Source organism: Rhizobium changzhiense, assembly GCF_013087625.1.
Lineage (GTDB): Bacteria > Pseudomonadota > Alphaproteobacteria > Rhizobiales > Rhizobiaceae > Rhizobium > Rhizobium sophorae.
On sequence record NZ_JABFCQ010000005.1, the window covers coordinates 1 to 19,703 of the forward strand.

Sequence of the window (19,703 nt, forward strand, 5' to 3'; positions counted from 1 at the left end):
TTGAGTTTCACCAGAACGAAAGACTTCGTCGCCAGCAGCGCCGCCGCCCTCGTTCAGTGAGGGGGCTTATAGAACTAACCCCTGCAGACAGTCAACACACCAAACAAAAGTTTTTTGACATTTTTGTAACAGGTTGAAAATGAAGGGCTTTTGGCGTTCATCTCCAAAAACGAAGAAATTCACCGCCCGAATGGGTGGTTTTTGAGATTCGTTTTCGCCGAATCCCGAAGAACGGCTTCGGCGAGGGAGACAAGACTTATATGGGGCGCCAGGCGCGGAATTCCAGGGTGCTTGCCTATGTCACGCCTCACTCGCTAGTTTGGCGATGAAGAACGATGCGGCGGAGTGAAGAATGCTAGTCCTCGATGAAGAACAGACGCGCGCGGCCCTACCCTGGCCGGATCTGATCGAGGCGATCGCCCGCATGTTCCAGAGCGAATGCGTGATGCCGGTGCGCCATCACCATGAAATGGAGGTGCCGGATGAAGAGAGCGCCACATTGCTCCTGATGCCCGCCTGGGTTCCCGGACGCTATGCCGGGGTAAAGACGGTCTCGGTCTTTCCAGGCAATGTGCGACGCGGCCTGCCGGCAATCTTCGGAACCTATCTTCTTTCCTCCGGCGCTACCGGCGAGATGCTTGCCGCAATCGACGGCGGCGAGTTGACCGCGCGGCGGACGGCAGCAGCATCGGCGCTGGCGGCCCGTCATCTCGCCCGCCCCGACGCGGAAGAGTTGCTCGTCTGCGGAACCGGTCGGCTGTCGCTCAATCTGATGCTGGCCCATGGCACGACCCGGCCGATCAAGAGGTACCGGGTCTGGGGCCGCAACGGGCAAGCGGCGGAAAAGATCGCAGCCGAAGCCCGGGCGCTCGGACTGAATGCCGAGGCGGTCGCGGATGCTGAAATCGCAGCGCGGACAGCCGATATCATTTCCTGCGCCACGCTTTCCAGCGCGCCGCTGATATCAGGTGAATGGCTGAAGCCCGGCGCGCATCTCGATCTCGTCGGCGCCTTCAAGCCGAGCATGCGCGAAAGCGACGACGAGGCCATCCGTCGTGCTTCGGTCTATGTCGATACCCGCGCCGGCGCCATCAGCGAGGCGGGCGATATCGTTCAGCCGCTGAAAAGCGGCGTGCTGAAGGAAGGTGACATCAGGGCTGAGCTTGCGGAACTCGTCAGCGGCGCCCATGGCGGACGAAGCCATGACGCAGAAATCACGCTGTTCAAGTCGGTGGGTGCGGCGTTGGAGGATCTCGCCGGCGCCATTCTTGCCTATGAGACAGTGACGGGCCGAAAGTGACAATCAGTGCATCCTTGCCGGAACTTCCGGTTTCACATGTCCTGCCGGCCGTCGCTGCTGCGCTGGAAAAGCAAAAACGCGCCGTTCTTTCCGCCCCGCCCGGCGCCGGCAAGACGACGCTGGTGCCGCTTTACCTGCTTGGCCAGGCATGGCGCGGCGACGGCAAGATCATCCTGCTGGAGCCACGGCGGCTGGCGGCGCGGGCAGCGGCAAGCCGGATGGCATCGCTCATCGGCGAACAGGTCGGCGAGACGGTCGGCTACCGCATGCGCCTCGACAACAGGATATCGGCAGCGACACGAATCGAGGTGGTGACCGAAGGGGTTTTTGCCCGGATGATCCTCGACGATCCGGAACTGACCGGTGTCTCGGTCGTCATCTTCGACGAATTCCATGAGCGTTCGCTGGATGCAGACTTCGGACTCGCTCTGGCGCTCGACGTCCAGTCTGCTCTGCGCGAGGATCTGCGTATCCTGGTCATGTCGGCGACCCTCGACGTCGAACGCGTGGCCGCCCTGCTCGACCATCCACCTGTTATCGAAAGCCTGGGGCGCAGCTTTCCGATCGATATCCGTTACCAGGATCGGTCGGGCGGCGAACGCATCGAGGATGCCGTGACGCGGGCGATACTCGATGCCCATGCCAACGAGGCCGGCTCGATCCTCGCCTTCCTGCCCGGCCAGGCGGAAATCACCCGGACCGTCGAACGCTTGGCAGGACGATTCGGAGCCGAAACGCTGATTGCGCCGCTTTACGGCAATCTCAGCCAGAAAGAGCAGGATGCGGCGATCCGCCCGGCATCCAAAGGGATGCGTAAGATCGTGCTTGCGACATCGATCGCCGAAACGTCGATCACCATCGACGGTGTCAGGATCGTGATCGACAGCGGGCTGCAGCGTCTGCCGGTGTTCGAGGCGTCGACCGGGATCACGCGGCTGGAGACGGTGCGGGTGTCGCGGGCTTCCGCCGATCAGCGGGCCGGCCGTGCCGGACGAACGGAGCCGGGCATCGCCGTCAGGCTGTGGCACCAGGGACAGACCGCGGCATTGGCGGCCTTCACACCGCCGCAGATCCTTTCCAGCGATCTCTCGGGGCTGGTGCTCGATCTCGCACATTGGGGCGTTCAAGATCCGGCATCCCTTGCCTTCGTCGATCAGCCGCCGGAAACGACGCTGAGGGAAGCGCGGGTGCTGCTTGGCCAACTTGGCGCGCTCGACAAGGACGGAGCGTTGACAGCGCGCGGCAAGGTGATGCGCGATCTCGCTTTGCCGCCGCGGCTTGCCGCCATGGTCGTCTCGGCGGGAGAAGCGGGGCAGGCCCGGGATGCGGCGATGATCGCCGTGCTTCTCACCGAACAAGGGCTTGGCGGAACGAGTGTCGATATCGAGGAGCGACTGCGACGCTTCAAGGCCGAGCGGGGCGAGAGAGCAGAAGCCTCGCGGCGGCTGGCGGGACGGCTGGCGAGCGGCCTCGACAGGGTTGCCTCAACGGCGCCGGCGCTTGCAGGCCAGCTGCTGCTGCATGCGTTCCCGGATCGCATCGCGCTTCAGCGCGGCGGGCGCGGCCGGTTCGTGATGGCGAACGGGCGCGGAGCAGAGCTGCCGGAAACCGAGAGGCTGGCCGGCAGCCAGATGCTGGTGATTGCCGACCTGACCGGACGGGCGGCGCAGGCGCGGGTTCTGGCGGCAGCCGAGGTGACACGCGGCGACATCGAAGCCGAGTTGCCCGGTGAGATCAAAACCGGCGACCAGATATTCTTCGACCGGCAGAGCCGGCAAATCCGGGCGCGGCGGGCAACCCGGCTTGGCGCGATCGTCTTTGAAGAGACGCCCTTGCCGCGCCCTTCCGGGGCAGCGGTCACCCAGGCACTGGTGGAGGGGGTGCGGGAGCTGGGGCTCGATCAGCTTGCCTTCTCGAAGGAAGCCATTCAGCTTCGCGAGCGGATCGGCTTCCTTCACCGGACGATCGGCGAGCCTTGGCCCGATGTCGGCGATGATGCTCTGCTTTCCCGGCTCGACGACTGGTTCGCACCCTTCCAGACGGAGGCCCGCGGCCTTTCGGAGATTTCCGCGGCCGGGCTTTCGAACGGACTGATGTCGCTGGTACCGCACGAATTGCAGCGCGACCTTAGCCGGCTTGCGCCGACCCACTTCGAAGCGCCGACCGGCCAAAGGCATCCGATCCAATATGAGGGCGAGGAACCGGTTCTGACGATCCGCGTGCAGGAGCTGTTTGGACTGAAGCAGCATCCGGCCATTGCCGGTGGCCGCCTGCCGCTGCTGCTCGAGCTCACCTCGCCGGCGCACCGGCCGATCCAGACGACACGCGACCTGCCGGGCTTCTGGGCCGGCTCTTGGAAGGATGTGCGTGCCGATATGCGCGGGCGCTATCCCCGGCATCCCTGGCCGGAGCGGCCGGAGGATGCGTTGCCGACGACACGGGCAAAACCGCGTGGTACATGAGGTCCATTCAAGGAGCCCCCGGCATGATCGACAAGCCTGGCATGATCGACAAGACGGAAGGCTATACGCTGGAGGACCGGCACAACAGCCGCAGGCTGCGCCTGCAGACACTGGTGCGGCTGCGCTGGCTTGCCGTCGGCGGACAGGCGCTGACGGTTTTCATCGTTGCCTTCTGGCTGAAATTTCCCTTACCGCTGGTTGCCAGTTCTTCGCTGATCGCCGCCCTTGCCTGGGTGAATTTCTACCTGACGATCCGTTATCCGCCAACACATCGGCTGGAACCGCCAGCCGCCTTCGCGCTACTCGGCTTCGACCTTTTGCAGCTCTGCGCGCTGCTCTTCATCACCGGCGGCCTTGCCAATCCCTTCGCAGCGCTCGTCTGCGTGCCGGTCATCATCTCCTTTGCCTCGCAGCCGATTCGCTACAGCACCGCGCTGATCGGCGTTGCGATGGTCTGCATCACAGTGCTTGCCTTTTCGCCCTTTCCGCTGCCCTGGTTCGACGGGGTCGAGATCAACGTCCACAACGTCATGCAGTTCGGTGTCTGGTGTTCGATCGCCTCGACCATGGCATTCGCCGCTTTCTATGCCTATCGGGTCTCGATGGAAGCGAGCCAGCTTGCCGATGCGCTGGCTGCGACCGAACTGGTGCTGCAGCGGGAAAAGCATCTGTCGCAGCTCGACGGGCTGGCGGCGGCGGCCGCCCATGAACTCGGTACGCCGCTGGCGACCATCAGCGTCGTCGCCAAGGAAATGGAGCGCGAACTCAAGGACGACGACCGTTTCCGCGAGGACGTGATGCTGCTGCGCAGCCAGAGCGAACGCTGCCGTGACATCCTGCGGCGGCTGACGACGCTTTCCTCCGAAGGCGAGGCGCATATGCGCCGCCTGCCGCTTTCGTCGATGATCGAGGAGATCGTCGCCCCGCACCGGGAATTCGGTATCACTCTCGAGCTCATCGAAAAGAGCCCGCGCAAGGGCGAGCCGGTCACTGACCGCAATGCCGGCATCATGTACGGGCTCGGCAACCTGATCGAAAATGCCGTCGATTATGCGCGGGAGAAAGTGATCGTCACTGTCGAGCACGATCACGACAAAGTGCTGATCGTCATCGAGGACGATGGCAACGGTTATGCGCCTGACATTCTGACGCGGATCGGCGAACCCTATGTGACGAAACGGCAGAAAGAGGATACGGCGGGTGGCCTCGGGCTCGGGCTTTTCATTGCCAAGACGCTGCTGGAGCGCTCCGGCGCATCGCTGATTTTCGAGAACCGCGATCCGGAAAGTGCAGGCGCGCGCATCCGGATCGAATGGCCGCGCATGCTGATCGACGCAAATTCGACAAAATGACTTTGTCGGCATAAACAGGATATAAGCGGTTGACGCAGATCGGGCGTTCAACCGTCGGGACCGAGACGATGACAGAACAGAATCATGACAATTTCGCCGCGTCAGATGAGGACCATATCGGTCCCGACGCCAGCCTGCTGATCGTCGACGACGACGGGCCGTTCCTGCGCCGCCTGGCGCGGGCGATGGAGACACGCGGCTTCCAGGTGGAAACGGCCGAATCAGTAGCGGAGGGCGTTTCGAAATCGAAAGGCCGGCCGCCGAAATATGCGGTGGTCGACCTTCGGCTCGGCGACGGCAATGGGCTCGACGTCATCGAGGCGATCCGCCAGCGGCGCGACGACACCAGGATCATCGTGCTGACCGGTTACGGCAATATCGCAACGGCAGTGACTGCCGTGAAGCTTGGCGCCGTCGACTATCTGGCAAAGCCCGCGGATGCCGACGACGTTTTCGCGGCGCTGACGCAGCGGCCGGGCGAAAAGGCGGAGCTTCCCGAAAACCCGATGTCGGCCGACAGGGTGCGCTGGGAACACATCCAGCGGGTCTATGAAATGTGCGAGCGCAATGTTTCCGAAACGGCGCGCCGGCTCAACATGCACCGGCGGACGCTGCAGCGCATCCTTGCCAAACGCGCGCCGAAATAGACGCGCACCTCGCGCGTTTATAATTAGACATCGTCGACAGTGAACGGTTTTCCGTTCGCCCATTCGGCCATCATCAGCCTATGCGCGGCGGCACGCGAGAAGTTAAGCGTGACGGATTTGCGTGTGGCCGGCGCCATGCGGTGTTCCGGCGCCTCGCGAATCATATGGGCGCCGTAACCATCCGACAGGAACAGTCCGCATTCCTCGGGAAAGATCTCCAACGGCACATCCTGGTGAGTGGCGAAGAACAGGCGGTCGCAATGCAGCCTGTATTCCGGCCATTTGCGATCCACCCTGAAATCTTCGATCGAGGTCTTGATTTCGATGATCCAGACCTCGCCCTTTTCCGAAAGCGTGATCAGATCGGCGCGGCGACCGCTGGCCAGCGGCAGTTCGGGCAGCACGGCGTGGCGCATTTCATGCAGCAATATCTGCGTTCCCCGCCGCACCATCATGGCCCTGTCCGATTGCCGGCCATCGATTAACGGATTGTTATTGTAAACGCTCAAAATCGTCATGGATAACCACCGCAGGGGCTGGCGTGTTGTTGCAAAAAAACCATGCGCTTCTAATTTGCGCGGCAGACGGATTTGTCGCGCCGCAGTAGCCTTGCAAAGCGCAAGTTAATCGAAAATAAACCATAATCAACGATGGTCGAGAGACCGTTCTCCTTGCCCCAAAACTTCAAGAGTCTTCCATGCGCATCCGCAATGCATTCCCTGTATTTGGCCTGCTGACGACGCTCGCTCTGGCCGGTTGCTCCACGACCTCAGACAGCGCGTCCGTCGACGACAAGGGCGCGGGCCCGACGGTACAGACGGCCCAGATCTTCGATGACGCCTACGGCGTGACGAAGGATGCCGGATACTCGCTGCCGGCGATCCCGATCAGCCGGGTCAAGCCGCAGTTCCGCCGCCAGGTCGTCAGCTACCAGACCACAGAGCGTCCCGGAACGATCATCGTCAACACGCGCGAGCGCTTCCTCTACTACATCCTGGCCAACGGCAAGGCCATGCGCTACGGCATCGGCGTCGGCAAGCAGGGCTTCGCATGGGCCGGCACCGCCTACGTCGCCTGGAAGCAGGAGTGGCCGAACTGGCACCCGCCAAAGGAAATGGCCGTCCGCCGGCCTGATCTCGCCAAGTACGTCGAAGACGGCATGGGCCCGGGCCTCACCAATCCGCTCGGCGCACGCGCCATGTATCTCTTCAACGAGGACGGCAAGGACACGCTCTTCCGCCTGCACGGCACGCCAGAATGGGCTTCGATCGGCACCGCCGCTTCCTCGGGCTGCATTCGCCTGATGAACCAAGATGTCATCGACCTCTACAGCCGCGTTCGTCCCGGCAAGGGCACATCCAAGGTCGTCGTCATTCAGTAAGCTAGATATCGAAATGGGTAAAAAAAGGGCCGCCGGGACTGTCGTTTCGGCGGCCTTTTCGTATCTTCCTATCACGCAGCCTGTTTCGCCTTGAGTTCGAGGCGGCGGCGGTGAAGCACCGGCTCGGTGTAGCCGTTCGGCTGCTCCCTGCCCTTCAGGACGAGATCGAGGGCGGCCTGGAAGGCGATCGAATCGTCGAAATTGCCGGTCATCGGCTGATAGGCCGGATCCGATTCGCTCTGCCGGTCGACGACGGCGGCCATGCGTTTCATCGTCTCGACGATCTGAGCTTCGGTGATGACCTTGTGATGCAACCAGTTCGCCATATGCTGGGCCGAGATGCGCAACGTCGCGCGATCCTCCATCAGACCGACATTGTTGATGTCGGGCACTTTCGAGCAGCCGACGCCCTGATCGACCCAGCGCACGACGTAACCGAGGATGCCCTGAGCATTGTTGTCGAGTTCGCGCTGGATTTCCTCCGGCGTCCAGTTCGGCCGCACCGCGACCGGCACGGAGAGAATATCGGAAAGCTTGGCGCGGGCGCGATCCTTCAGCCCCAGCTGAACACGGGAGACATTGACCCGGTGGTAATGGGTGGCATGCAAGGTCGCCGCCGTCGGCGACGGCACCCAGGCGGTGTTGGCGCCGGCCTTCGGGTGGGCGATCTTCTGTTCGAGCATCGCCGCCATCAGATCCGGCATCGCCCACATGCCCTTGCCGATCTGGGCGTGGCCGGCAAGGCCGCATTCGAGGCCGATGTCGACGTTCCAGTTCTCATAGGCGGAAATCCAGGTCGCCTGACGCATGTCGCCCTTGCGAATCATCGGGCCGGCTTCCATCGAAGTGTGGATCTCGTCGCCGGTGCGATCGAGGAAGCCGGTATTGATGAAGACGACGCGCTCGCGAGCGGCACGGATGCATTCCTTGAGGTTGACGGTCGTGCGGCGCTCCTCATCCATGATGCCCATCTTGATGGTGTTGCGCGGTAGGCCAAGCGCATCTTCAACCCGCGAGAAGATCTCGACGGCGAAGGCCACCTCTTCCGGCCCATGCATCTTCGGCTTGACCACATACATGGAGCCGGTGCGGGAATTCTTCCGCCGGCCGGAGGGGCCGATATCGTAAAGCGCGATCAGGCCGGTGATCGCAGCATCCATGATGCCTTCAGGCACCTCGTTGCCGTCGCGGTCGAGGATCGCCGGGTTGGTCATGAGGTGGCCGACATTGCGCACCAGCATCAGCGAGCGGCGATGCACCTCGAAGGCGGCACCATCCGGGTCAGCATATTGCAGATCCGGGTTGAGCCTGCGGATGAAGCTCGTTCCGCCTTTTGCCACCTCTTCCTGCAGATCGCCCTTCATCAGGCCGAGCCAGTTGCGATAGACGACGACCTTGTCCTCGGCATCGACGGCGGCAATCGAATCCTCGCAGTCCATGATCGTCGTAATTGCCGATTCCAGCCAGACATCGGAAATATGAGCCGGATCGGCTTTCCCGATCGTTGTCGCCGCATCGATGACGATTTCGATGTGAATGCCGTTGTTCTTCAGGAGAATATGCGTCGGAGCGGCTGCATCGCCGCGATAGCCGGCAAAATGCTTGCCGTCCGTCAGCATGGCCTGCTCGCCATCGATCGATCTGACGACCAGCGCTCCATCCTTGACGGCGAAGCTTCCGACGTCCTTCCAGCGGCAGTCCTGCAGCGGCGCTGATGTATCGAGGAAATCGCGCACCCAGGCGATGACCCTCTCGCCGCGCTTCGGATTGTAACCCTTACCCTTCTCGGCGCCATCGCTCTCAGGAATGGCGTCCGTACCGTAGAGCGCATCATAGAGCGAGCCCCAGCGGGCATTGGCGGCGTTCAAGGCGTAACGCGCGTTCATGACGGGAACGACGAGCTGCGGACCGGCGATCGAGGCGATCTCCGGGTCGACATTATCGGTCGAAACCTGGAAGTCCGATCCCTCAGGCAGGAGATAGCCGATTTCACGGAGGAAGGACTGGTATTCGTCCATATCCGCCGGCGCGCCATGCCGACGATACCAGTCGTCGATCTTTACCTGCAGCTCGTCGCGTTTTGCCAGCAGCGCACGATTTTTCGGGGCGAGATCGTGGACTACAGCCGAAAAATCGGCAAAGAACTTGTCCGCATCGACCGCCAGACCCGGCAGCACCTCCTTGACGAGGAAATCATGAAGGACGGTTTCGATGGCAAGACCGTTCTTATCAACGCGGCTCATGCGGCATTCTCCCTGGCAACGACTTTGAATGCTGCCACTTTGCCCGGCTTTCATTCACAGTCAATTCTGCAATAATTCGAAAGATTTATGCTTTCGTGGAAATTATGCGCGGCGTCACGCGCATCGGCAGCCCGTTTTGCGGCTGCGTCGTCAGCTTCTGCACCGGCCAGGGATTGGTCTGATCGGTGGAATCGAAACGATAGCGGTGCATCAGGACGGCAAGGGCAATTACCGCCTCCTGAAGCGCAAAGGTTGCACCGATGCAGACACGCGGACCGGCGCCGAAAGGCAGGAACTGGAAGCGGCCGATAGAGCCGCGATTTTCCGGCAGGAAGCGTTCGGGCATATAGGCGCGCGGCCTGTCCCAGTGAAGTTCGTGGCGGTGCAGCGTCCAGGGCATGATCAGCACAGTGACGCCGGCCTCGATCTCGACCCGCTCACCTTTGGCGCTTATCCAGCAATCATCCGATATGGCGGCGCGATTGATCGATGGCGCCGGCGGATAGAGGCGCAAAGCCTCCTCGAAGGCGGCGCGCGTCTGCGGCATCATCTCCAGCCATTCCACAGGTTCTGCCCCAGTGGCGAGCACCGCGTCGATTTCTTCTTCCATCGCTTCGCGGATATGCGGGCTGTTCGATACGCAATACAGCGTCCAGGCCAACGCCCGGGCTGTGGTCTCATGCCCCGCACCGATGAAGGTCAGAATATTGTCTTCGATTTCTTCCTTGGTCAGCCCCTCAGGGCCAGCCTGCTCCAGGAGCAGGGTCAGGAAATCCTCGGGCGCACTGCTGCGGTTCGCTTTCATCTTTGCGAGCCGCATATCCATGGTGTTGCGCACGATTGCGCGGAACTTCTCCAGCACTTTCTGACCGCCGATGCGTGTCACACGTGGAACCCAGGAGGGAGCGCGCATCAGATCCATCGGATCGACGCGGCCCATGCGATGCAGGAGTTCATTGACATCGTCGGCGAAATGGCCGCTCGAGGTGACGATTTCGCCGGAGAACAATGTGTCGGCGAGAATCGCGAAGGTCAGCTCGGTCATGTCGGTGCTGATATCGAAAATTGCGCCTGTCTCGCCTGCGCTCTCATATTTGCAGACATAGTCTTCGGACTGGCGCAGCATCTGCCCGGCGAAGCCTTGGGCATGGCGGGGCGTGAAAACCGGCGCCACCGCCTTGCGCGATCTCTTCCAGACAGGACCTTCGGCGGTCAGAAGGCCGTCGCGGAGGATCGGACGCAGGACGAGCTGGCGCACATCCGACATGCGGTAATTATTGGCATTGTCGACCAGCACGTGCTTGATCAGGCCGGGATCATTGACGATCAGCGTCCTCTGGCCGAAGAAATTGGTGCGGATCCAGGGCAGCGTGTAGGACGGCTCGCCCCAGAGTTCGAGCGGATTGCGCAGGATGATGCGAATGATTTCCAGCCGGCTCGGCGGCACGGTACGCGGCAGCGGTGCTGGCGGGACGAAGGGGTCCGGACGCATGTCCATCGTAAAAGCCTTTCGGGGAAGATCTAGGCCTTCCCGGCAAGCTTGAAGCTAGAGCAGGCCCTTGAGTTCGTCCAGCTTGTCGTTGATCAGCCAGCCGTAATAATTCTCTTCCGGCCAGACCGTCGTACCGGCGCCGCGGTTCTTCGCAGCAAGGGCTGCGGCGCGCTGGCGCGAATTGCCGACATTATAAAGCGTTGCCGTCAGGCCGGGATTGCCCGAGATATCCATGCCGGCGATCTCCTTGTAATCGTCGATCGACCTGCGGATCGAGGCCGCGACGAAGGCGAGCGAGATATCGGGATCCATGATGGCCCTGTAGACGGCGCCGGCATTCTTCTCGTTCAGCTTCGGATAGCCGGACACGCGGGTCACGAGATCGGAGAGCATCAGCGCCGTCAGCGGATTGACCTGGCCGAGGCCGAAGGTCTGGCCGGCATAGAAGGGCTGGAAGAAGACTGCGCTGAAACGGTTGTTGGGGAAGCTCGTACCACCCACCGTCTTGCCGCGGAAATCGGTTTCCCAGACATCTTCGCGGCAGGACCAGAGTGTGTAGGAATCACTCTTGCCCTTGCATTCGGCAAATTGCGGCCGCGCCACGAAATCGTCGACGTTTTCGCCGTCATAGGCGAAGCGGAAGCTTTCCCCGGCATAGGAGGCAGCCTTGACATAATAGGCCTGCAGTCGGTCGTAGGCATCGACATTATAGGTATGTTCGCCGACAATCGCGCCGACGACGTGGATGGGATTGATGCCGTAAGCGCTGGAGACCTTGCGGATCTTGCTCATCAACTCGCGATCGGTCGCCAGAAGCTCGTGGACCTTTTCGTATTTCAGATCGAAGCTGCTCTTGGTGCCCTTGGTGCGCCTAATGGAAGCGCCCGGAATATCGGGCTGCTCGGCATGACGATTGCCGGCCGGCACCGTCTGCATGGCGAAGGCAGGCGCCGAATTCACCAGGGCAACGGCAATCATAAGGCTTGTCAAAAGGCGTCGCACGATCCGTTATCCCGTCCGTTCCATCGTCCCGTTTGTGATGCGGCTGCCTGGACCAGAATCTTGGCCGAATAAAGCCGGAGCAGAAAACAAAACGGGCCTTCACTAGAAAGTAAAAGGCCCGTTGTCGAGAGTCGCGTTCGTCACAATCCGTCATTCATGCCGGGAAAGACATGAAGCGGTGCGCCGATATCACAGAATGAAGCGCGAGAGATCGGTATTCTGTGCGAGATCGCCGACATGTTCGCGCACGTAAGCGGCATCGATCGTCACGGCCGTCCCGCCCCGATCCGGCGCGTTGTAGGAAATATCGTCCAGCACCCGCTCCATCACCGTCTGCAGACGGCGTGCGCCGATATTCTCGACGGAGGAGTTCAGATGCACGGCGACATCGGCAAGCGCGTCGATTGCGTCGTCGGTGAATTCGAGGCTCAGGCTTTCCGTCTCCATCAGCGCGCGGTACTGGCGGATGAGGCTTGCTTCCGTCTCGGTCAGGATCCGGCGGAAATCATCCTTGTTCAGCGGACGCAATTCGACACGGATCGGCAGGCGGCCCTGCAATTCCGGCAGAAGATCCGAGGGCTTGGAGACATGGAAGGCGCCGGAGGCGATGAACAGGATATGGTCCGTCTTGACGGGCCCGTATTTGGTCGAAACCGTCGTGCCTTCGACGAGCGGCAAGAGGTCGCGCTGCACGCCTTCGCGCGAAACGCCGGCGCCCATGCCGCCGTCACGGGCGGCGATCTTGTCGATTTCGTCAAGGAAGACGATACCGTCATTCTCGGTGGAGCGAACGGCTTCGCGCTGGATCACCTCATTGTCGATCAGCTTGTCGGATTCGTCGCGGATCAGGTCACTATATGAAGCCTTGACTGTCGTGCGAACCTTCTTGGTGCGGCCGCCCATCGCCTTGCCGAACATTTCCGACAGGTTCAGCACGCCGATATTGGCACCCGGCATGCCGGGAATTTCGAAGCCGCCCATGCCGGAACCGGCATCGGCTACCTCGATATCGATTTCTTTGTCGTCAAGTTCGCCGTCCCGGAGCTTCTTGCGGAAGTTTTCACGCGTAGCAGGCGATGCGGTCGTGCCGACCAGCGCATCGAGAACACGCTCCTCGGCGCTCACATGCGCCTTGGCTTGCACTTCGGCCCGCTTCTTCTCGCGCACCAGGCCGATGCCGACCTCGACCAGATCGCGGATGATCTGCTCGACATCGCGGCCGACATAGCCGACTTCGGTGAACTTGGTGGCTTCCACCTTGATGAAGGGCGCGCCGGCGAGTTTTGCCAAGCGGCGGGAGATTTCCGTCTTGCCGACACCGGTCGGGCCGATCATCAGGATGTTCTTCGGCATGACTTCGTCGCGCAGGCTCGGATCGAGCTGCTGGCGGCGCCAGCGGTTGCGTAGCGCGATCGCGACGGCGCGTTTGGCATCATGCTGGCCGATGATGTAGCGATCGAGCTCAGAAACGATCTCGCGGGGGGAAAAAGTCGTCATTGCGTGTCATTCTCCTGGCGGCCCAGGGCCATCAGCAGCGCCCGGCCGTAATTATTCGTTGTTTCGCCAAGTCCCTGAAAGCCTGCCTTGGTTAGGCCTAGCGGTCTCAAAGCCTAGGGTTCAGCCTTCGACATCCAGCGATTCCACCACGATATTGTGGTTCGTGTAGACGCAGATATCGGCGGCGATATCGAGGGCGCGGCGAGCGATCTCTTCAGCCGACTTGTCGGTATCCATGAGCGCGAGGGCGGCAGCAAGGGCAAAATTGCCGCCCGAACCGATCGCCGTCGTGCCGTGTTCAGGCTCCAGGACGTCGCCGTTGCCGGTGATCGCCAGCGTAATCGACTTGTCGGCGACGAGCATCATGGCTTCGAGATTCCGCAGGTATTTGTCGGTGCGCCAGTCCTTGGCGAGTTCGACGGCGGCGCGCATCAATTGACCGGGATATTGCTCAAGCTTCTTTTCAAGCCGTTCGAGCAGGGTAAAGGCATCGGCGGTGGCGCCGGCGAAACCGGCGACGACTTCGCCCTTGCCGATGCGGCGCACCTTGCGGGCATTGCCCTTCATGACGGTCTGGCCGAGGCTCACCTGGCCATCGCCCGCCATGACCACCTTGCCGCCTTTTCGAACTGTAATGATTGTTGTCATAAAACACCTGTCTGCCGGGCCGCATGCCGGCCCTGTTGAGCCCTATGTAAGTGGACTTGCGCCGATTGCAAATGGGCCGGCTTTTCTCTTGCCCGGCTTCTGGATATTTCCCGATGCGCCTGATAAGGAACGGCCTTATTCCCGATGGAGGGCCATATGGCCGAGACCGCAGCAAGCCGCACGGGCAGCGTTTCCCGCAAGACCAACGAAACTTCGATTTCCGTTTCCGTCAATCTCGACGGCACCGGCAAATCGACGATTTCTACGGGCGTCGGCTTCTTCGACCATATGCTCGACCAGCTTTCGAGACATTCCCTCATCGACATGGAGATCGATGCGAAGGGCGACCTGCATATCGACGATCATCATACGGTCGAAGATACCGGCATCGCCATCGGCCAAGCAATATCCAAGGCGCTTGGCGACCGGCGGGGCATCACCCGCTATGCGTCGATCGATCTCGCCATGGACGAGACGATGACCAAGGCTGCGGTCGATCTTTCCGGCCGGCCGTTCCTCGTCTGGAATGTCGCCTTCAGCGCGCCGAAGATCGGCACTTTCGACACCGAGCTCGTTCGCGAATTCTTCCACGCACTCGCCCAGAATGCCGGCATCACCTTGCATATTCTCAACCATTATGGCGCCAACAATCACCATATTGCCGAGACATGCTTCAAGGCCGTTGCCCGCGCGTTGCGCACGGCGACAGAGATCGATCCGAGACAGGCAGGCCGTGTTCCCTCGACCAAGGGCACGCTCGTCTGAGCCCTTCAAGGGAGCAGCGGCAATGACATCCAGCTATATCTTCCTGACACCGCCCGGCAGCACAAGCGCCGCGGCCGATGAGACGAGAACCATCCGTGACGGCTTCACGCTGCTCGGCTTCCTGTTTCCATGGGTTTGGCTGCTGGCGCATCGGCTTTGGCTGCATGCGGCCGCCGCCTTTCTGCTGCAGGGGATTGGTGGTGCGCTGATGGACGAACCGGGCCTCGGGCCGGCGGGAGCGGCAATCCTGCTGGGCGTGAATATGTTGGTCGGTCTCGAGGGCCAGAATTTCCGTGTCCGCAACCTTGCTGCCAAGGGCTGGAACGAAGACGCATTCATTGCAGCCGATACGATCGGGATTGCCGAGCAGGTCTATTTTTCGGACAGGGCGGCTATCGCAGCTAGTGACGACGCCGCAGCACCGGACTGGCAGAACAAGGCCCGTCCGAACAGCCCCCACGGCCATGCAACATCGCTTGGTCTCTTTGGTTTTGATGGAGGACGCTGACGATGCGCGTCGCGATTATCGACTATGGCTCCGGTAACCTGCGCTCGGCGACAAAGGCTTTCGAGCGTGCCGCCCACGAAGCCGGCATGGATGCCCATATCGATCTCACCGACAGGGCGGAGGATGTTGCCGCGGCCGATCGTATCGTGCTTCCCGGTGTCGGCGCCTATGCCGACTGCCGGCGCGGCCTCGATGCCGTGCCTGACATGGCCGAGGTGCTGATCGAAGCTGTCGAGAAAAAGGCGCGGCCGTTCCTCGGCATTTGCGTCGGCATGCAGCTCATGTCCTCGCGCGGCCTCGAGAAGACCGTGACGCACGGCTTCGGCTGGATTCCCGGTAACGTCATCGAGATGACGCCGGATGATCCGGCACTCAAGATCCCGCAGATCGGCTGGAACACGCTCGATTTGAAGCGCGAACATCCGCTCTTCGAAGGAATTCCGACGGGGTCACAGGGACTGCACGCCTATTTCGTGCATTCCTACCATCTTGCCGCCGAAAACGCCGAGGATGTTATTGCGACGGCCGACTATGGCGGTCCGATGACCGCTTTCGTCGGGCGCGACAACATGGTCGGAGCACAGTTTCACCCGGAAAAGAGCCAGAAGCTTGGCTTGGCCCTGATCGCCAATTTTCTGCGCTGGAACCCGTAGAGCCTGGAACGTGTAGAGCATTGTTCGCGCAATCCCGAGCAAAAAGGCTACACGGTTTTGCTGGAATTGCTCCAAGGGCTGGCTTTTAATACAGCCGCCTTATTTCCCTTGTATGGAAGGCGGAACAGGAGTGCGTTCGATGCCGGCTTCACGGAAATCAGGCAAGGTGTTCTACACGTTGCGGCCCTCCAGGGAAGGCTTGCCCCCCTTTTCCGATATCAAGCTTCCCGGCGGCACGATCATCCGCCGTGTCGACGAAGCCATTCACAGGAAGGCGCTTTCCAACGCGGCCAAGGCGCTGAAAGAAAGGCTGGACCGATGATCCACGATTCTTTCCCCGCAAATGACGGTTCGAGCCGGCGGCAAAACGGGGTCAGCGCCAGCGACATCGCCGAGGCCGTACTGGAATTCTATATCGAAGGTGAGGACGATCTGATCGGCCTGCTCGCCTACGCACTCTACGAGCGGCAAAAGCGCGATTTCGTTCTCAGCCATCGCAAGCGAAATGCCGGTCGTTCGCCCGATGAGGCCGAGCTTGCCGCCGTCAACAGCAATTATCTCTCGACCGACCTGCGCAATACGCTGCGCGACCGCGCCTCGCAGATCCTTTCGAGTTATGCCGAAACCTATGTTGAGGCGATGGAGCCGCAGATCCGGCTGACCGCCGTCAACAGCGATGCGTTGCGCCAGGTACGAAACATCGAGAAATCGATCAAGAGGCGCCTGGGCTTCTGGCGTCAGGTCCGGGCCGGCTTTGCCGTCACCCTGCTCCTCCTTCTACTTTTCGGCGCGGCTACCATTGCCGCTGTCTTTTTCCGATCGGATATCGTAGATGCGTGGAATGCGCTGATGGTACCGATCACTCTACGGACGTAAGACGACATGATCCTTTTTCCCGCGATCGACCTGAAAGGCGGCCAATGCGTCCGCCTGAAGCTCGGCGACATGCAGCAGGCGACAGTCTACAACATCGATCCGGCCGCCCAGGCGAGATCCTTCGAAGATCAGGGTTTCGAATGGCTGCATGTGGTCGATCTCGACGGCGCCTTTGCGGGACATTCGGCAAATGGCGACGCCGTCGAAGCGATCCTGAAGGCAACTGACAATCCCGTGCAGCTCGGCGGCGGCATTCGCACGCTCGATCATATCGAGGCCTGGCTGTCGCGCGGGCTGCGGCGCGTCATTCTCGGCACCGTCGCGGTCAGAAATCCGGCGCTGGTCATCGAGGCTTGCCGGAAATTTCCTGATCATGTCGCCGTCGGCATCGACGCCAAGGGCGGCAAGGTGGCCGTCGAGGGTTGGGCGGAGGCCTCCGAACTCGGTATCATCGAGCTCGCCAGGAAATTCGAGGGCGCCGGCGTTAGCGCGATCATCTATACCGATATCGATCGTGACGGCATCCTGGCCGGCATCAACTGGACCTCGACGCTGGCGCTTGCCGACGCCGTTTCCATTCCCGTCATCGCCTCGGGCGGCCTTGCCTCGCTCGATGATATCAGACGTATGCTGGAGCCCGATGCGCGAAAGCTGGAAGGAGCGATTTCAGGCCGTGCGCTGTATGACGGCCGCATCGATCCCGGGCAAGCGCTGGCGCTGATCAAGGCCAACAGGGCAAAGGAGACTGCGTAAATGACCCTCAAGGCCCGTGTCATTCCCTGCCTCGACGTCAAGGACGGCCGTGTCGTCAAGGGCGTCAACTTCCTCAATCTCGTCGATGCCGGCGATCCCGTCGAAGCCGCGAAGGCTTATGACGCGGCCGGCGCCGACGAACTCTGCTTCCTCGACATCACCGCTTCCTCGGACAATCGCGAGACGATCTTCGATGTCGTGTCGCGCACGGCCGACCAATGCTTCATGCCGCTGACGGTCGGCGGCGGGGTGCGTACCATCGCCGATATCCGCAAGCTGTTGCTGTGCGGCGCCGACAAGGTCTCGATCAATTCGGCAGCCGTCAGCAATCCCGACTTCGTCACCGAGGCAGCCGACAAGTTCGGCGACCAGTGCATCGTTGTTTCGATCGATGCCAAGCGCCGGCGCACGCAAGCAGTCGGCGGCGACAATCTCAGCGCCTGGGAGATCTATACCCATGGTGGCCGCAACGCGACCGGCATCGATGCCGTCGAATTCGCGGAGAAGATGGTGGCGCGCGGCGCCGGCGAGCTCTTGGTCACCTCGATGGACCGCGACGGCACCAAGGTCGGCTACGATCTGGAACTGACGCGGGCGATCGCCGATGCGGTGCGTGTGCCGGTCATCGCGTCCGGCGGCGTCGGCGACCTCGACGATCTCGTCGCCGGGGTGAAGGAAGGCCATGCCAATGCCGTTCTCGCCGCATCGATCTTCCACTTTGGTACCTATTCCGTCGGCGAGGCGAAGCACTATATGTCGAAGTGCGGCATCGACATGCGTCTCGACTGAAGTTGAAAGCGGACCTATGAGCGGATTTTCCCTTGCCGATCTCGAAAGCATCGTCGCGGAGCGGTCGAAAGCTTCACCGGAGCAATCCTGGACGGCGAAGCTCGTGGCCGCCGGCCAGTCGAAGGCGGCGAAGAAGCTCGGCGAAGAGGCGATCGAAGCCGTGATGGCGGCGGTAACCGGCGACCGCGACAATCTGACCTATGAGGCGGCCGATGTGCTCTATCACCTTTTGGTCGTATTGAAGATTGCTGAAATACCGTTAGAGAATGTCATGGCCGAACTCGAGCGCAGAACCGCGCAGTCCGGCCTCAAGGAAAAGGCCAGCCGGCAGAGTTCATGAGTATCGCGACTGAGATTATCGGGGTGCCGGAAGCGTTGGATCATTTCCAGTCGGAATCCTATTCGCCCTACCACTTCTTCTCTTCCGAACAATGGGCGAAATTCCGCGCCGACACGCCGTTGACGCTGACGAGCGACGAGGTCAAACGGCTGCGTTCGATGGGCGATCCGATCGATCTCGACGAGGTCCGGCGCATCTATCTGTCGCTGTCGCGGCTGCTCTCGGCACATGTCGAATCTTCACAGATGCTGTTTGAACAGCGCAACCGCTTCCTCAGCCTGTCCGATGTGACGAAGACGCCCTTCGTCATCGGCATCGCCGGCTCGGTCGCTGTGGGCAAATCGACCACCGCCCGTATCCTCAAGGAGCTTCTGCAGCGCTGGCCTTCCAGCCCGAAGGTCGATCTCGTCACCACCGACGGCTTCCTCCATCCGAACGCCGTGCTGCAGCGGGAAAAGCTGATGCAGCGCAAAGGCTTTCCGGAAAGCTACGACACGGGTGCGATCCTGCGCTTTCTCTCGGCGATCAAGGCCGGGCGGCCGGATGTGAAGGCGCCCAGCTATTCGCACCTCGTCTACGACGTGCTGCCGGACGAGTACAAGATCGTCGACCGGCCCGACATCCTGATCTTCGAGGGCATCAACGTGCTGCAATCGCGCGACCTGCCGGCCGGCGGCAAGATCGTGCCGATGGTCTCCGACTTCTTCGACTTCTCGATCTATATCGATGCCGCCGAAGACCAGATCCACAACTGGTACGTCACGCGCTTCATGCGGCTGCGCGAGACCGCCTTCCGCGATCCGAATTCCTATTTCCATCGCTATGCCTCGATCAGCGACGGGGAAGCGCTCGAAATCGCCGAGGATCTCTGGGCAAACATCAACCTGAAGAACCTGCGGCAGAACATTCTGCCGACGCGTCCACGCGCCGATCTCATCCTGAAAAAGGGCAAGGATCACCTGATCGAACAGGTCGCGCTGCGAAAGCTATAGCGG

General features: G+C 61.4%; 20 protein-coding genes and 1 pseudogene. 14 read left to right on the top strand and 7 right to left on the bottom strand.

What is annotated here, in order from left to right; translation table 11 throughout:
• The first annotated feature begins 352 nt into the window (after positions 1-352).
• From lhpI to G9X68_RS22955, 4 genes are all read left to right on the top strand, one after another.
• Positions 353-1,300, top strand: a complete 948-nt coding sequence (lhpI, locus tag G9X68_RS22940; RefSeq protein ID WP_171604371.1) for a bifunctional Delta(1)-pyrroline-2-carboxylate/Delta(1)-piperideine-2-carboxylate reductase — start codon at positions 353-355, stop codon at positions 1,298-1,300.
• Complete coding sequence (gene hrpB / locus G9X68_RS22945; protein WP_171604372.1) at positions 1,297-3,762, top strand: ATP-dependent helicase HrpB; 2,466 nt, start codon at positions 1,297-1,299, stop codon at positions 3,760-3,762. The genes lhpI and hrpB overlap by 4 nt, the downstream gene beginning before the upstream one ends.
• A gap of 23 nt (positions 3,763-3,785) precedes the next feature.
• On the top strand, positions 3,786-5,114 hold the full coding sequence (locus G9X68_RS22950) for an ActS/PrrB/RegB family redox-sensitive histidine kinase (protein WP_171604373.1): 1,329 nt from the start codon (positions 3,786-3,788) through the stop codon (positions 5,112-5,114).
• A gap of 68 nt (positions 5,115-5,182) precedes the next feature.
• On the top strand, positions 5,183-5,761 hold the full coding sequence (locus G9X68_RS22955; protein ID WP_171604374.1) for an ActR/PrrA/RegA family redox response regulator transcription factor: 579 nt from the start codon (positions 5,183-5,185) through the stop codon (positions 5,759-5,761).
• Between the two features lie 23 nt (positions 5,762-5,784).
• Here G9X68_RS22955 and G9X68_RS22960 read toward each other — a convergent pair whose 3' ends face one another.
• Positions 5,785-6,279: an MmcB family DNA repair protein gene (locus G9X68_RS22960; RefSeq protein WP_171604375.1), complete on the bottom strand. Its 495-nt coding sequence runs from the start codon at positions 6,277-6,279 to the stop codon at positions 5,785-5,787.
• Between the two features lie 179 nt (positions 6,280-6,458).
• Here G9X68_RS22960 and G9X68_RS22965 point away from each other — a divergent pair, with 179 nt between their 5' ends.
• A complete protein-coding gene (locus G9X68_RS22965; RefSeq protein WP_168309275.1) occupies positions 6,459-7,142 on the top strand; it encodes a L,D-transpeptidase in 684 nt (227 codons plus the stop codon).
• Positions 7,143-7,213: 71 nt separating this feature from the next.
• Here G9X68_RS22965 and G9X68_RS22970 read toward each other — a convergent pair whose 3' ends face one another.
• The 6 genes and pseudogenes from G9X68_RS22970 to hslV all read right to left on the bottom strand — a co-directional run bounded on the left by G9X68_RS22970 (position 7,214) and on the right by hslV (position 14,024).
• Entirely contained in the window at positions 7,214-9,385 is a 2,172-nt protein-coding gene (locus G9X68_RS22970) for a malate synthase G (protein ID WP_171604376.1), read from the bottom strand.
• Between the two features lie 85 nt (positions 9,386-9,470).
• The gene (locus G9X68_RS22975) at positions 9,471-10,883 is read right to left on the bottom strand and encodes a cytochrome P450 (protein ID WP_171604377.1); all 1,413 of its coding nucleotides are present in this window, start codon (positions 10,881-10,883) and stop codon (positions 9,471-9,473) included.
• A 48-nt stretch (positions 10,884-10,931) separates the two neighbouring features.
• Positions 10,932-11,879: a DUF1402 family protein gene (locus G9X68_RS22980; protein WP_171604378.1), complete on the bottom strand. Its 948-nt coding sequence runs from the start codon at positions 11,877-11,879 to the stop codon at positions 10,932-10,934.
• 189 nt (positions 11,880-12,068) lie between these two features.
• Complete coding sequence (gene hslU, locus G9X68_RS22985; RefSeq protein WP_011649875.1) at positions 12,069-13,376, bottom strand: ATP-dependent protease ATPase subunit HslU; 1,308 nt, start codon at positions 13,374-13,376, stop codon at positions 12,069-12,071.
• A pseudogene (locus G9X68_RS32355) lies at positions 13,373-13,468 on the bottom strand (GNAT family N-acetyltransferase); the annotation flags it as partial. The pseudogene G9X68_RS32355 and the gene hslU, both read right to left, overlap by 4 nt.
• Positions 13,469-13,496: 28 nt before the next feature.
• On the bottom strand, positions 13,497-14,024 hold the full coding sequence (gene hslV / locus G9X68_RS22990) for an ATP-dependent protease subunit HslV (RefSeq protein ID WP_168314976.1): 528 nt from the start codon (positions 14,022-14,024) through the stop codon (positions 13,497-13,499).
• A gap of 156 nt (positions 14,025-14,180) precedes the next feature.
• On the opposite strand from hslV, the gene hisB reads away from it, so the two are divergent.
• The 9 genes from hisB (at position 14,181) to coaA (ending at position 19,700) form a co-directional block, all read left to right on the top strand.
• The gene (hisB, locus tag G9X68_RS22995; RefSeq protein WP_003544176.1) at positions 14,181-14,789 is read left to right on the top strand and encodes an imidazoleglycerol-phosphate dehydratase HisB; all 609 of its coding nucleotides are present in this window, start codon (positions 14,181-14,183) and stop codon (positions 14,787-14,789) included.
• 22 nt (positions 14,790-14,811) lie between these two features.
• Positions 14,812-15,297 (top strand): DUF2628 domain-containing protein, encoded by a 486-nt coding sequence (locus tag G9X68_RS23000; RefSeq protein WP_171604379.1) that lies wholly within the window; start codon positions 14,812-14,814, stop codon positions 15,295-15,297.
• A 2-nt stretch (positions 15,298-15,299) separates the two neighbouring features.
• Positions 15,300-15,950 (top strand): imidazole glycerol phosphate synthase subunit HisH, encoded by a 651-nt coding sequence (gene hisH, locus G9X68_RS23005; RefSeq protein WP_171604380.1) that lies wholly within the window; start codon positions 15,300-15,302, stop codon positions 15,948-15,950.
• A gap of 139 nt (positions 15,951-16,089) precedes the next feature.
• Positions 16,090-16,272, top strand: a complete 183-nt coding sequence (locus tag G9X68_RS23010) for a hypothetical protein (protein WP_029768237.1) — start codon at positions 16,090-16,092, stop codon at positions 16,270-16,272.
• Complete coding sequence (locus G9X68_RS23015) at positions 16,269-16,826, top strand: hypothetical protein (RefSeq protein WP_171604381.1); 558 nt, start codon at positions 16,269-16,271, stop codon at positions 16,824-16,826. The genes G9X68_RS23010 and G9X68_RS23015 overlap by 4 nt, the downstream gene beginning before the upstream one ends.
• A gap of 6 nt (positions 16,827-16,832) precedes the next feature.
• Complete coding sequence (hisA, locus tag G9X68_RS23020) at positions 16,833-17,579, top strand: 1-(5-phosphoribosyl)-5-[(5-phosphoribosylamino)methylideneamino]imidazole-4-carboxamide isomerase (protein ID WP_171604382.1); 747 nt, start codon at positions 16,833-16,835, stop codon at positions 17,577-17,579.
• A complete protein-coding gene (gene hisF, locus G9X68_RS23025) occupies positions 17,580-18,368 on the top strand; it encodes an imidazole glycerol phosphate synthase subunit HisF (protein WP_171604383.1) in 789 nt (262 codons plus the stop codon).
• Between the two features lie 16 nt (positions 18,369-18,384).
• Positions 18,385-18,708, top strand: coding sequence for a phosphoribosyl-ATP diphosphatase (locus G9X68_RS23030; protein ID WP_171604384.1), 324 nt, complete (start codon positions 18,385-18,387; stop codon positions 18,706-18,708).
• Positions 18,705-19,700 (top strand): type I pantothenate kinase, encoded by a 996-nt coding sequence (gene coaA, locus G9X68_RS23035; RefSeq protein WP_171604385.1) that lies wholly within the window; start codon positions 18,705-18,707, stop codon positions 19,698-19,700. The genes G9X68_RS23030 and coaA overlap by 4 nt, the downstream gene beginning before the upstream one ends.
• The last annotated feature ends 3 nt before the right edge of the window (positions 19,701-19,703 follow it).